Origin of the sequence: Citrifermentans bemidjiense Bem, from assembly GCF_000020725.1 — a bacterium.
GTDB lineage: Bacteria > Desulfobacterota > Desulfuromonadia > Geobacterales > Geobacteraceae > Geomonas > Geomonas bemidjiensis.
Genome location: NC_011146.1, coordinates 4,264,428 through 4,280,279, shown reverse-complemented (window position 1 = coordinate 4,280,279; position 15,852 = coordinate 4,264,428). Strand labels below are relative to the sequence as shown.

Sequence of the window (15,852 nt, the reverse complement as noted above, 5' to 3'; positions counted from 1 at the left end):
CCATGGCAACCAACGAAATTTCGCTCACCGCAGGCATGAGGACCAACCTTCTCAACCTCCAAAGCACCAGCACCCTTCTGAACAGGACCCAGCAGAGGCTGTCGTCCGGCAAGCAGGTCAACAGCGCGCTCGACAACCCGACCAACTACTTCGCAGCGCAGAACGCTAACCAGCGCGCCAGCGACCTCGCAGACCGCAAGGACGGCATGTCCGAAGGCGTTCAGACGGTTTCGGCGGCCAACGCAGGTATCACCGCGATCACCGGCCTGATCAACGCAGCGAAAGGTATCGCACAGTCGGCACTTTCCACCAGCGACACCCTCACCAGGTCCAAGCTGGCGACCCAGTACGACACCATTCGCAGCCAGATCGACAACATCTCTTCCGATTCCGGTTACCGCGGCCTGAACCTCCTGAGCGCCACCAACACCCTGACCGTCAACTTCAACGAGAACGCCAGCTCCAGCCTCAACGTCGTCGGCTTCCTGGCCACCTCGTCCGGTCTGAGCATGGGCGCGAACAGCGGCGCCTGGGCAACCGCCTCGGACATCACCACCGACACCGCGAAGATGGATACCGCCATCTCGACCCTGAGGTCCAACACCCAGACCCTGGCTGCAAACCTGAACATCATCACCACGCGTCAGAACTTCACCGACTCGATGATCAACACGCTGCAGACCGGTGCGGATAACCTGACCCTGGCCGACATGAACCAGGAAGGCGCCAACATGCTGATGCTGCAGACTCGTCAGAGCTTGGGCACCACCTCGCTCTCCATGTCTTCCCAGGCAGCACAGACCGTCCTCAGGCTGTTCTAACGTGAGCTTCGCGGAGCGGGGTGACCCGCTCCGCACCTCCTTACAGGGGGTGACAAATGTTAGTAGATCGATTGCAACCCGAAGACGTTTCTCTCCAGACGGCTTCTCCTCCCGACTCTCCCTCGAGTACCGCCCAGAACCCCTCCAAAAACTACAAACCCGGCGCAGACCCCGTGATCGCAGACCAGGTGCAGGTTCCCAACGGCAAAGACGCCAAGCTGGGGGAAATAACCTTGCAAAAGGAGCTGCGAAACCACACGGCGGCCGCCATTCGAGCTACCGACCAGGCTGCTGAGGTTCTGGGCCAAAAAATTGACGCAGCGAAGAAGCCGCTCCTGACGATCGTGAAGAACTTCCCCCCGTTCTCCCAGGAAGACAAGGAAAGGATGGAACTTTTGAGGAGCTACACCGGGCTCCGCAAGGAGATCGACCAGCTCACCATCCCTGCACCTCCCTCCGTCGTCGAGGCCCGCAAAGAGCTCCCTCTCCCCGAACCGCTCGGCCTGAATCCGGACGACAGTCAAATTGCTGACCACGTAGCCAAACTTGACGCGGCTGCGGAGGCGATTTCGGGCCTAAGAAGCGGCCTCGCCGCCGAAACCGGCGCAATTTTGCGCGACGGGCGCTTCTCCGACATCTTTTCGGGGCCCAAAGGCAGCTCTGGCGACGTTTCCGGCGCCGGTTTGACCGAATCGGCCGCGGCGCAAAAAAGTGCCGAGATTGGCCAGCAATTTGCAGAATCGGTTAGTCAGGGGGTGACAGCACAGTACCCTCAATTCCTGAAAGGGTTGAGCTAACCGACATGTCCCTGAAAATCACCTTGAAGAACAACGAGCGGCTCGTTATCGGCGGCGCCGTCGTCAGAAATGGCGGCAAGGGATGCGTTCTCTTCATCGAGAACACGGTTCCCATCCTGCGCGAGAAGGACATCCTGGGCGAGAAAGACGCCACCACGGCGTGCAAGCGGGTCTACTTCACGATCCAGCTCATGTACATCGACGAGCCGAACGTGCCCCAGTACGTGAAGGCCTATTCCGAGCTCGCTACCGAGATCCTGAACGCCGCCCCGAGCACCAGGACCTTAATCGAGCAATTGAACGAACGGATCGAGGGCGGGAACTACTACCAGGCTCTCAAAATTGCGAAGAATCTCATCGAGTACGAAGAGGAGCTACTGAAAAATGCAAACTAACAACGCGATCAAGGAGTACGTAGGTATCCAGAAGGAAAGCATGTCGGGGAGGGAGCTGGAGGCATCGGTCCTGACCAAGGCTGGGCTCATGCTGAAAGCCGTCCAGGATAACTGGGATGCCCCCGACCGCGAAGCGAAGATGCTCGAGGCTATCAAGTACAACCAGAAAGTCTGGAGCTTCTTCCAGGCCGAACTTTCCGAGCCCGGACATCCCATGCCCAAGAAGCTGCGCGAGGACCTCCTCAACCTGAGCCTCTTCGTCGACAAGAGGTTCTTCGAGGTGATGGCCTTCCCGTCCGCGGAGAAGCTCGGCATCGTCGTCGACATCAACTTCAACATCGCCGCCGGCCTCAGGACCAACCCGGATCCCGAGCTCTGACCGTAAGCCATGGGCAGGGGATGCCTCCATCCCCTGCGTCCGCTTCACCCGGTCCCCCCGCAGGCGTCCGAGCTCCGCACAGCCCGCTACAGACGAAAGCGCCGAAACAAGGCCTTGAACCTGACTCGCTAACGTACCCCGCGCTCCTTGAGGATCCCCTCCAGCGCCGCTTCCAACTCCCGCGTCACCCCCGCCGCGTCCAGAAGCGGCGATGCCGAGAGCCTTTCCCGCGCCCCCATCCTCAACTCCAAAAGCCTTTCCCGATCCGCCGCCATCCGCCGGGCGATCTCCAGGTATTCCTCCTCGTTCTCGGCCACCAGCTCGTCGAGCCCGCAGTTGGCGAGGATGCTCGCCCCGGTCCGCGCCGCGTGCCTCGTACCCGCCAGAGTCACCACCGGGACGCCCATCCAGAGCGCCTCGCAGGTGGTAGTGGTGCCGTTGTAGGGGAAGGTGTCGAGGGCGATGTCGACCCGCCCGTACTGCGCCAGGTGCGCCGAGCTCTCCGGCTCTCCCGGGTTCAGCTCGATTCTTTCACCCCCTATCCCTCCCGTGGAGAACTGTGAGGCGATCCTCTCCCGCACCCCGCTGTCCTCGAACGGCCTCCCCTTCAAGAGCAGGCGCGATCCTGGGACGGCATGGAGCACCCGGCACCAGAGGGCGATCACCTCGGGGGTGACCTTGGCCAGGTTGTTGAACGAGCCGAAGGTGACGGCGCCTGTGGCAAGACACGGGGGAGGCGCCACTTCGGGGGCGTCTGCCGGCGGGAGGAAGCAGCTGAAGCTGCGCGGGAGCCTGAGCAGTGCTTCGGTGTGGTAGCGCTCGCTTTTCCCGGGAGGGTCGGCGTGGCGGTCGGTGATCCGGTAGTCCATCTGCTTGAGCCCCGTGGTGTCTGGGTAGCCGATCCAGGTGATCTGCAGGGGAGCGGGCTTGCGGGCGAAAAGCGGGAGCCGGTTCCCCGAGGTGTGGCCGGCTAGGTCGATCAGGACGTCGAGGGCGTCGGCGGCGATCATCAGTGCCGCGATCTGGTCCGGTATGTTGTACAGGTCGCGCCAGTGCTCGCACAACCCCTTTATCCTCTCGGTGACCCGGTCCGGGCGGGGAAGGTTCGCGTAGCAGAAGATCTCGAAGCGTTCCCGGTCGTGTTTCTTCAAGACCGGCTCGATGAAGGAGGCGACGGCGTGGCTGCGGAAGTCGGGGGAGAGGTAGCCGATCCTGATGCGCCTGCCTCGGCGCGGGACGGAAGGGGAGGAGGGGAGGCGGAGGGGGGCGCTTCTCGCGGCGCGCAGGTGCTCGGCGAAGATCTGCCGGTCGGAGAACTGCGGAGAGTAGTGCAGCGTGAACAGTAGGTTCTGCCGTGCATCCAGGTGCTGCGGGTCCAGGCGGAGCACCTCCCGGTAGGCGCCGGTCGCCTCCAGGCTTCTCCCCTGGTAATGGAGCACGTTGGCGTAGTTGTAACGAAGCCGCACCGATTCGGGCTCCAGCGCGATCCCCTGGGACAGAAGCGCCTCAGCCTCGGCAAGCCTCATCCCTTCCTTGAGGAGCAGGGCGAGGTTCACCCGCGCCTCCTGGAACCGGGAATCGATGCGGAGCGCCTCACCGTAGCATGCCGCGCCCTGGTCCCGCTCCCCCATCTGCTGCAGGGCCACCCCGAGGGCGTTCAGCGCCTTGACGTTCTCCGGCTCGGCCCTAAGCGCCTGCCTCAGTAGCTTCGCCGCCTGGTCCGGGAACCCCTGCTCCCCCACCAGCACGGCGAGGAGGTACCAGCCCCGCGCGCAGCCTGGATCTTCCTGCACCAGCTGCTGCAGTTGGGTGCGGGCTTCCTCCTGCATCCCCTTCTTGAGCAGCAGCTCCACGTACTTGAGCCGCGCCTGGTTCTCTGCGCTTTCCTGGTAACCCACGCTCAGCTCCTGTAGAGGGTCATCTGCCGGACCCGGTCCAGCCGGGCGCCAAAAAGGACGCAGCTCCCCGGCTCCCACTGCTTCATCTGGGCCACCGCCAGGGAGACGTTGGAAAAGCCGTTGCCGAGGAAAAGGTGGCAGCGCGAGGCAATCAGCGCGTCGACTAGCACTTCCTCGCCCAGCGCCCTGCGGTCCGCCTGCTCCTGGTAATGCACCCCGAGGCTGGAGCCGGTGCGGGTCGAGACGGTGTGGGAGAGTCGGTCCCCGTAGCGCTCCCTGTAGGAGGAGAGGAGCTTCTCGTCGTCGGTGAGAAGGAAAAGGCGCCCCTCCCGCTCCTCGCTAAGGAAGCGCTCGATCCGTGGGTGATAGAGGGCGTTCAGCCGGTGAAGGCCGGGATCTTCTCCCCCCTTGTCCCCGCCGCGGACGTGGAGCGCCAGCACGGGGCGGCCTGAGAACTCCCGGTTGAAGAAGGCCTCGGCGCGCTGCTCCAGCTCAGGCTTAGGCCTTAGGTAGCGCCGGTAAAGCTGCAGGCAGAGCGCGTCCTGGTCGAGCCCGTAAAGCGGGTGCTCCGGCGGGATCCAGGGGATGAGATCATTCACGCCGTAATGGAAATCCCCTACCACCACCTCCTCGCCGCGCTCCAGGGCGTAGAGGGAGGAAAAGCGGGACCAGGGCCCCTCCTCCTTGTTGAGCTCGTCCAAAAGGAGGTTCTCCCGGTTCCACTTGGGGGGATAGAAGCTCCGCGCGCGGGCGGCGAGCTCGCCGATGCCGGTGCCGTTGAAGGGGAGGAAGAAGCTCAGAAAGGCGTTTTTCCCGGGATCGTCGGAGAAAAGTGAATTTCCCCCCCAGTGCACCACCGGGACCCGCCCGGTGATCTCCGCCAAGAGGCACTGCCCCAAGAGCATGTTCACGTCGCTCCAGAAACCGTATCCCCAGGCCTTGATGAGAAGAAAGCGCTCCCCTCTCTCCGGAGGTGGGGAGAGCCGCTCCGCCTCCTGCGCCTTCACCAGCTTGATGCGGGTGGCGCGGGAGCGGTCACCTGCAGCCTGGGCGTGTTCGAATTCGCGTACCGCGACTTCAGGCTTCCCAATGGCGAGCGCCACCTCGGCCAAGGTGCGGCTCACCCGGGGGCTCAGGCAGCCGCGGTCGCCCAGGTAGCGGCAGATGAGCTCTGCCGGCGTCACAAAGCCGGCGGCAACCAGAAGTTCGGCCGTCTCGGCCAGGGTCTCGCTGCCCAAATGCTCCGGCTCCTCCTCCCGGAAGGCCAGCGGGTCGTCTAGTGCCAGCGCGCGCGCCTGGTCCGCCGCCAGCTGCAGGCGGAGCGCCTCCTGAATACCCCCGAGGGTGCTCCTCTCCCCGCCGCGCAAAGGTATCAGGAACTGCGAGAGCGCCCGGTCGAGCCTGCCGTGCTGCAGGTACTGCGCCCCCTGCACCGCGGGGTCCGGCGCCTGGGCCGGATGGCTGCGGCACCACCTCCCCCAGATGTCGCGCCAGGCCTTTTCCAGATGGCGGGTGAAGGAGGCGCCGTCGGTGAGGGGGGAGGCGGCCATGGTCTGCCGCAGCGTGGTCCGCAGGCCGGAGAGCCTCTCCCGGTCCCCGGCCAAAGCCTGGGCGAGTACCACGAACTTGCGCGCCTCGTGCGCCACCAGCCCCTCAAGCCCCAGCGCCTGCAAAATGCTGGCACCCACACGCGAGCGGTGGGCGGAGCCCGCCAGCGTCACCACCGGGACCCCCATCCAGAGCGCCTCGCAGGTGGTAGTCGTGCCGTTGTAGGGGTAGCTGTCCAGGGCGATGTCGACCCGGTCGTAGAGCGACAGGTGGTCCCGATAGGAGGGGGTGTTACCCAGAAGCTCCAGCCGTTCGCGTTCGATGCCGTGCCCGGCGAAGGTCTCCTCCAGGCGCAGCCTCGTCTCGGCGCAGGCGAGCGAATACCCCTTCAAGAGGAGTTGGGAGCCCGGGACCGCGCGCAGCACCCCGGACCAAAGGAGCACCGTCTCCGGGGTGATCTTCGCCGGGTTGTTGAAGGAGCCGAAGGTGACCCTGCCGCTGGTGATGCAGGGCGCCGGCCCCGGGGGGGGCGCATCATCGGGGGGGAGAAAGCAGGAGAAGGTTCCGGGAAGCCGCAAGAGCTCCTCGCTGTGGTAGCGCTCGGTCTCGCCCGGGGGGTCGCAGACGGCGTCGGTGATGCGGTAATCGATGGCATCGAGCCCGGTGCTGAAGGGGTAGCCGAGCCAGGTGACCTGTACCGGCGCGGGCCTGCGGGCGAAGACGGGAAGGCGGTTTCCCGCGCTGTGCCCGGAGAGGTCCACCAGGATGTCGATCCCGTCCGCGCGCACCAGCTCCTCGACCTTTTGGTCCGTCATCCCGGCTATGTTCCGGAAACAGTCGGCCATGGAGGCCAGCTTCTCGCTTCTTTGGTCCGGGACCGGGACGTTCGAGTAGCAATAGACCTGGAACAGGGCCCGGTCGTGGCGGGCCAAGACCGGCTCGATGAAGCGGGCCACGGCGTGCTCCCGGAAGTCGGCGGAGAGATAGCCGAGCTTCAGCGGGCGCTCCGGGTCCGGGTCGTTCAGGTGCCTGGGTGCTGCGAAGCGGCAGCGGGCCCCGAAGGCTGCGTGCTCGGCGAAGAGCTCCTCCTCGGGGGTGTGTGCGGGGTAAAGAAGCGCGAAGAGAAGCGAGCTTTCCGCTTCGGGGTAGTCGGGGCGAAGCCTCAGCGCCTCACGGTAGTGGGCGATCGCCTCCTGATGCCTCCCCTGGGACTTGAGGGCGTTGGCGAGGTTCAGGTGCGCCTCGGGGAATTCCGGCTTCAGCCGGAGCGCCTCAAGGGCGGCCGCTATGGCGTGCGCGCTCTCCCCGAAACGCTCGAAGAGGATGGAGAGGTTGTTGTGGGGCTCGGCGTAGAGCGGGTCGAGGCGGATCGCCTCCTCGAAGGCGTCCTTCGCCTCCTCGCCCCGGGAAAGCGCCGAGAGGGCGAGCCCCAGGTTGTTCGAGAGCCCGGGGTCGCCGGGGTCGAGCCGGACGGCTGCGGCCAATTCCGAGGCTGCCTCCCCCATGCGGCCGAGACGGGCCAGGGCGAAACCCAGGCTGCCGCGGGCCCGGCTCCACTCAGGCGACAGCTCGACGGCGCGCGCTAAGTGGGGCAGCGCCTCGGCGGGGCCGGACAGGCGGTCCAGGGTGCACCCCAGGTTGAAGCACGCCTCGGCGTAGCCGGGATCGAGCTGCAGGGCGCGCCGGTAGCACTCCGACGCGCCGGAGAGGTCCCCCGCGCCGAAAAGCGCGTTCCCCGCCAGGAAAAGCTCGCGTGCGCTCTCGGGCGCCGTCACGGGGAGGCCCCGCCGGAGATGCCGCGGGCAAGCTCCATGAGCGGGAGGGCGAGATCGGCATGCTCCCCCTTCTGGAGCCCGGCCGCGTACTCTTTCAGGAAATCGGCGCAGTCGAAGCGCATGGCGGCGAGCCTTTGCAAAAGTTTTTCCGCCTGGGCCTTCTCCCCCTGCAGCAGGAGGCAGACGCAGGAAAGCGACAGGGCCGGGGGGTAATCCGGCCATTTCTCCAGCATCTCGCGGCAGCTCTCACGCGCCTTTTCCGTGTTCCCCAAAAAGAGCTCGCACTTGGCCAGGTTGAAGGCGGCCTCCTTCATCCCGGGTGCCAACTGGGCCCCCTTGAGCGCGCTTTCCCGCGCCTTCGGGTACTCCCCGGCGTTTAGCTGCAGGTACCCCAGGTTGAGGTAGGCCTCCGCGTTCTCCGGATGCACCTGCAAAAGCCGGTGCCAGAGCCTTTGCGCCTCCTCGCCCCGGTCCAGCTCGGTCGCCTGGCGCGCCAGCTCGGTGAGCGCCTCCACCGACCCCCCGTCCTCTTCCAGCTTCTTCAGCCCCAGGAGGTAGTACGCCTCCTGCTTCTTAGCGCAGCGCTCGGCGTCGAGCTTTCCGTAGTGGTGCACCGGGACGTCGCAGGCGTGGATGGGGAGGCCGCGATGGAGCACCGACGGCTCCACCAGCTCGTGCACCGCCCCCTCGAAGCGAAGCGCCGGGTCGTTCGGGAAGAACCTCACCTTGTCGCTCGGGGTCCAGCCGCGCCCCTCCTCCTCGGCGGGGTATTCCCCCGCGTTGGCGCTCCAGTTGCGGCGGGTCACCTCGTGGGTGTAATTCCTCGTGGTGAAGGAGAAGGCGGTGGGAAGGGCCGTCCTTTGCGCCAGCTCCTTGAGCGGTGCCACGTCTTCGGCCGCTATCACCTCGTCCGCGTCGAGCACCAGGATCCACTCCCCCAGCGCCTGGGCAAGGGAGAAGTTGCGGGCGTCGGCGAAGCTGCCGTTCCAGGGGAAGCTGAAGAGCCTGGCCCCGAAGATTCGGGCGATGTCGCAGCTGCGGTCGCTGGAGCCGGTGTCGACCACTATCAGCTCGTCGGCCAACCCCCGCACCGAGTCGAGGACGGCGGGGAGGTGCCTCGCCTCGTCCTTGACGATCATGCAAAGCGAAACGCTCCCCTTGCCGCTGGCGCAGGGAAGGGGAGGCCCGGCCAGTTTCCTTATCTGCAGCGCGGCGTCGATGCTCCCGTCGTCGAGCCCGAAGCGGGCGGCGCCGCGCTCGATCTCCGTCATCGCCTCGCCGTAGCGTCCGTTGCGGATCAGGAGCTCGATCAGGCCGTAAGAGAGCCCCTTGTGGTCCCGGTGGATCTCTAAGGCTTCCCGCAACAACTCCTCCTCGCGGGGAAGCTGGCCGCAGGCGGTGGCGAATTCGTGGTAGCGGCCGAGCGCGGAGAGTTCCAAGGGTGACAGCACAAAGGCGAGTTCGGCGAGCCTCACCCCCTGTTCGCGCTCGCCTCGCTCCCAGGCTGTTTGGGCCAGGGCGCCGTAGGGGAGGGCGAACCCGGGGTCGGCGGTGATGGCGCGCCGCAAGAGTTCCTCCCCCTTCTCGGCTTCCCCCTGGGAGAGCGCCAGCACCCCATTGAGATGGAGCGTTCCCGGGGCCTCCGGGTCGATCCCCTCGGCCTGCTTGGCGGCTTCGACAGCCTGCGCCGGTTCCCCCGATTCCTTGAAGGCGCGCCCCCGCATCAGGGCCGCGTCCAGCTCGCAGCCGGCCGGGACCTGCTCCAAGACCTCCAGGGCCTCGCGCCAGTTCCCCGCCTCGCAAAGGATCCCGGCGAGCGCCAGGTAGGGGGCGGGGGAGGCGGGGGAGAAGCGGATACCCTCCTGCAGCATCAGTTCCACCGCGTCGTTCAGTTTCCCGCGGCGGGCGAGTTTCGCCCCCCTCAACATCGCGTTGTGGGTCACCACCCGCGCCGCCGTCCCCTGCTCCAGCGCTGCTAAGTCCCACTTGGCGTCGAAGGCCTTGCGGTTCTTCCACATGGCGGCCGCGTAGTCCACCCGGTTGCCGGCGAAGGAGCGGCTGCCGTAGTGGTGGATGAAGACGTCGCCGGCGATGAGGCAGCGGTACCCGGCAAGTGCAGCCCTCAGGCAGAAGTCGTCGTCCTCGAAGTTGCCGGAGCCGAAGCGCTCGTCCAATTCCCCTACCGTCTCCAGCAGCTCGCGGGTGAAGAGCATGCAGAAGCCGACCACGCGGTCGACCTCGATGCGGCGCCCGTAGTGCTCGCTTCTGAAGCGCTCCGCGAAGGCCTGCAGCTCTTCCATGCCGCGGTAGGGGACCTGGGCGAGCTTCTGCGGCCCCGCGATCTCGTTGGTCATGGGGCCGACGATTCCCGCCTTGGGGTCGCGCTGAAGCGCCTCGATCATGCCGGAAAGCCAGCCGCGGGTCACCACGGTGTCGTTGTTGAGAAGCAGGACATGCCCCCCCCGGGCTGCGCGCATGCCGATGTTGCACCCCGCGGCGAAGCCGAGGTTCTTGCCGTTCTCGATGAGGCGGTAGTTCTCTTTTCCCGCGCAGAACTCGCGCAGGAAGGGGATGGTCCCGTCGCTGGAGCCGTTGTCCACCAGGATCACCTCGTGCGGCTCGGGGGTGTACCTCTGTATGCTCTCCAGGCACTCGCGGGTGCAGGAGAGCTCGTTCCAGGTGAGGATGACGATGGAGGTGAGCCGGGAGGCCTTGGGGGCCAGGCGGAACAGGTACTGGTAGGCGGCGCTCTCCTCCGCGAGGGTCGATTCCAGCACACCTCCCTCGGCTAGCGCCTTTAAGAGCGCCTTCGGCATTCCCTCGTCGCCGGAAAGGGCTATCGGCTCCACGCTCTCCACGGCGTACCCCGTCGCTTCGAAGAGCGCGACGGCACTTTTCCGAGTGAAGAACCTGAGGTGGGTCCGGTCCAGGATCCCAGCGTCGGCGTACTCCCACGACCCCTCCAAAAGCCCCTGCACCACGCTCCAGTGCCTGACGTTGGGGAGGGAGACGATGATTTCGCCGGACGAGGTGAGCTTCCCGGACAGCTCGTGCAACACACGTTCCGGGTCGACCAGATGCTCCAGGACGTCGCCGGCGACGATGCTGTCGAAATGCCCCTGCGGCAAAGAGGAGAGCGCATCTTCGATGGTCGCCTCCAACACCCGGTCCAGTGCCCGGCTAGCTGCCGCCGCCGCCACGCCGTTGGGCTCCACCCCCCAGACCTCGGCTCCCTGTCGCTTCTTCAGGGCCTGTCCCAGTTCTCCCGCGGCGCACCCCACGTCCAGCACCCGGCGCGCGCGGCGGCTCACCAGACGCCGCACCTCGGGGCGCTTGCAGGCGTAGTAACTGCCGGGCTTTTCTTGGAGCAACTGGCGTTCCACGAAGGAGATGTTTTCCACGGCGAGAGCGTTCCCCGGGCTGATTTCCAGGGCGCGCCGGTAGTGCTCCAGGGCCGCTTGGTGGCGATCCATCAGGATGAGGGTCATCCCGGCGCAAAGGTGCGCTTCCAGGTCGTCGGGGTTCGCACTCAGCACGGCGGTCTGGTGCTGCAGCGCCTGGTACAACTCGCTTTTCATGAAGGAGATGAGGCTGTCGCGGTATGTCTTGGAAAAGGGATCAACGATGGAGGCCTTCTCGAAGTGCTTCTTGGCGTAGCCGATCTCTCCCATACGGTAGTAGATCCGGGCCAGCTCCAGGTGGGGGGCTGCGGCGCGCGGGTGGTTTGCGTTGAAGCGCTCCAGTTCGGGGAGCACCGTGGCGTCCCCAGCTTTCAGGCGCGTTGTCAGGGCGTGGAAGGCGTCCCACTCCCCGGCCGTCGGTTCCACAGGGGGAGGGGTGACTGGCGCGAAACGCGCACGGTACTCCTTCTGCACCTCCAGGTATTCGAGAGTGGGGAGATCCCCCCTCCTCGATACGGTCTCCTCCGAAAGCCAGTAAAGCCCCAGGAACTCGGGGACGTGGATGAAGTCGTACTGAAGTGCGGCGCGCAGCCAGAATTCGTAGTCTGCGGCGCTTTTGAAGCGCTCGTCGAAGTAGCCGATCTTTTCGTGCAGCGAGCGCCTCCAAAGCGGGAAGGGCCCGACGCAGCAGAGCTCCAGGAGGTTCAGCCGGTCGAACTCGGGCCAGTCCCGGAAGCCGAAGGAGGCGTGCCGGTCAAAGGTGGCGTTCTCCTGCTTCGTGATGCGCATGTCCGGGTAGGAGAGCACGCGCTCCGGGTGCTCCCTGAGCGTGCGCGCCAGGACCTCGTAGGCGTCGTTTCTGAGGCGGTCGTCCGTGTTGGCGTTGGTGACGAACTCGCCGGTCGCCATGCGGATGCCGCGGTTCCAGGCCTGGTACACCGTCTCGCGCTCCTTGGTTCGGAGGTAGCGGATGTTGTCATAGCGCTTCTGGAACTCCTCCACGATGGCGCGCTCGTTTTCGGGCGAGCCCGAATCGATGACGACTATCTCCAGCTCGCCCGCTATGGTCTGCGCCTCCAGGTCCTCAAGCTTGCCGCGCAGGAAGCGTTCCGCCTTATAGGTGGAGACGATGGCGGAGACCAGGTACTTTTTCCCGGAGCCCTTCACAGGATGACCTTGTCCCCGTCCAGGAGGATGGGGAGCGGTGCGGGGGGAGAGAAGGGGCGCGGCTCGCGCACGAAGAGCGCCTTTTCCCGCGCCAGCACCCGGTTCGCCTCGGCCGTGTAACCAGCCTTGTCCTTGGATTTCTGCAACGGGTGGTCGCGGAAACCGGCGATGAGCGCGTCTACCGAGAAGAGCCTGGCGCTTCTGAAGAAGCGGGCCCAAAGCTCCAGATCGGCCGCAAGCGGCAGCTCCCGGTCGATGCAGGCCCCGCTTCTTTCCCAGAGCCCGCGGCGCCAGAAAACCCCCTCCTGCTGGATGAACTCCTCGTCCGCCAGGTACTTGGCGCGCGAGTTGAGCGGAAGGTAGCTGTGCACGTGCTTTTGCCTCCCCGCCTCGTCAAAGCTGTTGGGCCTGCCCATGAGCCACTCCACCTCGGCGGAGGTCATGAAGATGCGGGAGACGGCGTCGAAGGCGCCGGGGTGGAACATGTCGTCGGCATTGAGCCAGGTCATGATCTCGCCGCTTGCCCGGTTCAGTCCCTCTTCGATGGCGCTGTACTGCCCGGCGTCGGGGCAGCTGCGCCAGAAGGCTAAGTGCTTGTCGTAGCGCTTGAGTATCTCGACGGTGTTGTCGCTGCTCCCGCCGTCCAGGACCAGGAGCTCCAGGTTCGGGTAGTTCTGGGACAGGATCGAATCCAGGCAGGTCTCGAGGTAGCGGCCGTAGTTGTAGGACGGGATCACCACGGAGATGCGCGGCGGCAACACGGCTTGCTGCGGCGCCACCTCTTGCTGCCGCGCCACCTCTTGCTGCGGCGCCGCACTGCCGAGGTTTTGGAGCTTCTCCCAGCGCTCGAGGTAGTGCTGCACGTGCTCCCCGGTCACCGGGTAGACCAGATCGGCGGTGCTGCCGTGGCGCAAAAGCTCGAGCGCGGTGCCGTAGTTGCGGTTGTTGGCGGCGAAGAGCGAAAGCCAGAAGTAGATGATTCCGTAGTTGCAGTTGAAGCTGTAGGAGACGATCTCGAAGTGGCGGATGAACTCCTGCACCCGCTCTTTATTCATGGTGGCGATCCGGTAGTCGGCCGCCTCGATGGCGTCTCTTTGGGCGGGGTCGCAGAAATCCCCCCGCATGGAAGTGATGAAATCCTCGAAGGTGGGACCGTCGGGCTCCTCGCCGCCCCCATGTTCGGCGATGAAGCAGCAGATCTTTTGCACCGTGTCGAGCGTTCTCAGGTCGACGTCGTAGACGATCTCCATCCCGACGCTGTTCACGGCGAAGGTGTAGGTCTCGACGAGGTTCAGGGAGTCGAGCAGCCCCGAGTCGACCAGCTCCGTCTCCGCGTCGACCTCGAGTTCCAGCCCCTTGCCGCGCAAAAGCTCCCCCACGAATCCGATCAGGCGCTCCTCTAGCCCATCCAGGTTCGCCCCGCGCCGGTGGGGGACGTCGAGCGCGTTCAGTAGCAGCGATGCGAACGATTCCGGCTCGTCGGCAGGCTCGAAAACGGGGCCTTCCCCCTGGAACCGAAGCGGCGTCCCGGTCAAGGCGGAGATCTCCTCCAGGTAGATCCGGGCCGCCTCCACGTTCAGGTGGATGCCGTCTTTTTGCAGCAGGTGCGGCAGGGGCTGGCCGTCGGCGCCGAGGATCCGCTGGTGCGGGTCGATGACCGGGATCCCCTCCTCCTGGCACCACTTTTTGATCTGGTTGTAGAAGTTACTCGCGATGCCGAGGATCTCATCGGCAGTGACGTTGGGTAAGGTGATCTCTTGCGCGGGGAAGGGGAAGATGAGCCAGCCGAAGTTCCCCGAGGCGGCGAACTCGCGGAAGAGCTTCCTGTAGAACTCGTTCAGGTTGGCGAAGGCCTCGTCCAGCCGCTGCATCGCGGCGGCGGCGCAGAGTTCGTGGATGTCGTGGGTCCCGATGCTCAGGAACTTCCACTCCTTGTTGCCGGAGAAGATGGCGCGCACCTTGTGCGCCGCCGGGTGGTCGGTGCGGAAGTCCGAGGCGGTAAGGGCGCCCACCCAGAGCACCGAGACCTTCTCGGCGTCGGTCGCGGCGACGACCCCCTGCTGTTTGAAGGTGTTCACGTTGGAGTTGCCGATGATGATCATAGAAGTTGGAAACCTTTGCCCTGGTAGAGTTCCTTGTTGCGGGAGCGGGAGATCTTGCCGCTCGAGGTCTTGACCAGCGTCATATGCTCCACCACCTCGACCCTCTTCGGCACCGTCCCCACCTCCTCCATGACCGCTTTCTGCACGGCGATCTTGATGGCGGTCGGGTTCGCAGTGCTCTCGCGTTCCACGATGACGTAGAGCTCCTCGCTCCCGATCTCGTCGTCCCAGATCCCGAAGCAGACGGTGCGCCCGGAGTATGCGCCCGGGGCCTCCGAGGCGACGTACTCGACGTCCTGCGGATAGATGTTCTTGCCGTGCACGATGATGATGTCCTTCTTGCGCCCGGTGATGTAGACCTCGCCGTCTTCCCCGATGAAGCCCAGGTCACCGGTCAGGCAGAAGCCGTCCCTGAGCGGCCGCGTCCCGTCCAGGAAGCGGTGGTAGAGAAACGGCGAGCGCAGCCCCATCTCGCCGTCGCCGTTCTCCATCGCATCGAAGATGCGCACCTCGACGCCGGGGATCGGCTTGCCGCAGGAGAGGACGTTGCGGGTGGGATGCACCTTGGTCGAATTCCCCTCCCAGGGGAGCGTCTGCGTCGCGGCGAAGGTGTTCTCGGCAAGGGCGTAGCAGACGGTGAGCGCGTCGCGCCTCACGCTTGGGAAGCGTTGGGCGAACATCTGGTGGCTCTTGGCCCGCGCCGGCTCCGAGCAGTTGATCCAGAGCCTGACGCTGGAGAGATCCCGCACCTTCCCCTTATTGGCCAGCACCTGGTAGGTGAAGTTCGGGAGGTAGCAGATGGTGGGCCTTCTCTCCTCGATCAACTGGAGCAGGAGGTCCGGCTGCATGATCCAGTCGAAGGGGTCGAGCTGATAGAAGGGGATCCCGGTCATGAGCGGCATCAGGTAGCAGGCGATGAGCCCCATGTCGTGGTAGAGGGGAAGCCAGGTGGCGATGGCGTCCCCCTTCCCGACCCTCAGGCTGGAGGCGTAGCTTTGCATGTGCTCGACCACCGCCTCGTGGGTGAGGATCACACCCTTTTGCAGCCCCGTGGAACCGGAGGAGAACTGGATCAGCGCGTTCTCGGGGTTTGCCGCCGCTGCGGGGAGGGCGCGCCCTTCGGCCGGTTCGCAGGCGGGGGTAAATACCAGCTCCGAGCCGAGGTACTTCTGCAGGTGATTTTCCTCCGCCTCGGTGAAGACCGCCCCGAACCGGGTGATCTCCCTGATGTGGTCGATCTTCTTCCGATATTCGGTTTCGTTGACTTTTGCCGACGGGAAACTGACCTGCGCCGGAAGATGCCCCGCCTTCATGGCTCCGATGTAGGCGGTCAGCAGGTGGATGTCGAGCTTCTTGGCGAAGAGGATGACGCTCTGGTGCTCTAGATCTAAGAAGAGAGTGGCATACCGGCAGACGTGGTCCCAGAATTCGAGGCGTGAGTAATCTGCCCAGGCCCCTTTGACGCGCAAGGAACAGCAGAGCGCGTCGGGGTCTTGCCGCACGAAATACTCCATATATTGGTGAACCGTGGTTCCGTGTGAGGCTGCTGCGTCCATACCGTCTCCTTTA

At 65.3% G+C, this 15,852-nt stretch carries 9 protein-coding genes; 4 read left to right on the top strand and 5 right to left on the bottom strand.

All coding sequences use genetic code 11. The features are described 5' to 3' along the window. Positions 1 to 2: 2 nt before the first annotated feature. Genes GBEM_RS18700 through flaF form a run of 4 tightly spaced genes read left to right on the top strand, consistent with a single transcriptional unit; the run spans position 3 to position 2,392 of the window. The gene (locus GBEM_RS18700; RefSeq protein WP_012532175.1) at positions 3 to 821 is read left to right on the top strand and encodes a flagellin N-terminal helical domain-containing protein; all 819 of its coding nucleotides are present in this window, start codon (positions 3 to 5) and stop codon (positions 819 to 821) included. 56 nt (positions 822 to 877) lie between these two features. Beyond that, a complete protein-coding gene (locus tag GBEM_RS18695) occupies positions 878 to 1,618 on the top strand; it encodes a hypothetical protein (protein ID WP_012532174.1) in 741 nt (246 codons plus the stop codon). A gap of 5 nt (positions 1,619 to 1,623) precedes the next feature. Beyond that, positions 1,624 to 2,013 carry a flagellar biosynthesis repressor FlbT gene (locus GBEM_RS18690; protein ID WP_012532173.1) on the top strand — a complete coding sequence of 130 codons (390 nt, stop codon included), beginning with the start codon at positions 1,624 to 1,626 and terminating at the stop codon, positions 2,011 to 2,013. Continuing rightward, positions 2,003 to 2,392: a flagellar biosynthesis regulator FlaF gene (gene flaF, locus GBEM_RS18685; protein ID WP_012532172.1), complete on the top strand. Its 390-nt coding sequence runs from the start codon at positions 2,003 to 2,005 to the stop codon at positions 2,390 to 2,392. The genes GBEM_RS18690 and flaF overlap by 11 nt, the downstream gene beginning before the upstream one ends. 128 nt (positions 2,393 to 2,520) lie before the next feature. On the opposite strand, the gene GBEM_RS18680 is transcribed toward flaF, so the two are convergent. The 5 genes from GBEM_RS18680 to GBEM_RS18660 are packed head-to-tail and all read right to left on the bottom strand — an operon-like array spanning position 2,521 to position 15,839. Continuing rightward, entirely contained in the window at positions 2,521 to 4,290 is a 1,770-nt protein-coding gene (locus tag GBEM_RS18680; protein WP_012532171.1) for an O-linked N-acetylglucosamine transferase, SPINDLY family protein, read from the bottom strand. Between the two features lie 2 nt (positions 4,291 to 4,292). Then, positions 4,293 to 7,613 carry an O-linked N-acetylglucosamine transferase family protein gene (locus GBEM_RS18675; RefSeq protein ID WP_012532170.1) on the bottom strand — a complete coding sequence of 1,107 codons (3,321 nt, stop codon included), beginning with the start codon at positions 7,611 to 7,613 and terminating at the stop codon, positions 4,293 to 4,295. Then, positions 7,610 to 12,181 carry a glycosyltransferase gene (locus GBEM_RS20520; protein ID WP_012532169.1) on the bottom strand — a complete coding sequence of 1,524 codons (4,572 nt, stop codon included), beginning with the start codon at positions 12,179 to 12,181 and terminating at the stop codon, positions 7,610 to 7,612. The genes GBEM_RS18675 and GBEM_RS20520 overlap by 4 nt, the downstream gene beginning before the upstream one ends. Continuing rightward, a complete protein-coding gene (locus tag GBEM_RS20515; RefSeq protein ID WP_012532168.1) occupies positions 12,178 to 14,283 on the bottom strand; it encodes a glycosyltransferase in 2,106 nt (701 codons plus the stop codon). The genes GBEM_RS20520 and GBEM_RS20515 overlap by 4 nt, the downstream gene beginning before the upstream one ends. Beyond that, a complete protein-coding gene (locus tag GBEM_RS18660) occupies positions 14,280 to 15,839 on the bottom strand; it encodes an AMP-binding protein (RefSeq protein WP_012532167.1) in 1,560 nt (519 codons plus the stop codon). The genes GBEM_RS20515 and GBEM_RS18660 overlap by 4 nt, the downstream gene beginning before the upstream one ends. Between the last annotated feature and the right edge of the window lie 13 nt (positions 15,840 to 15,852).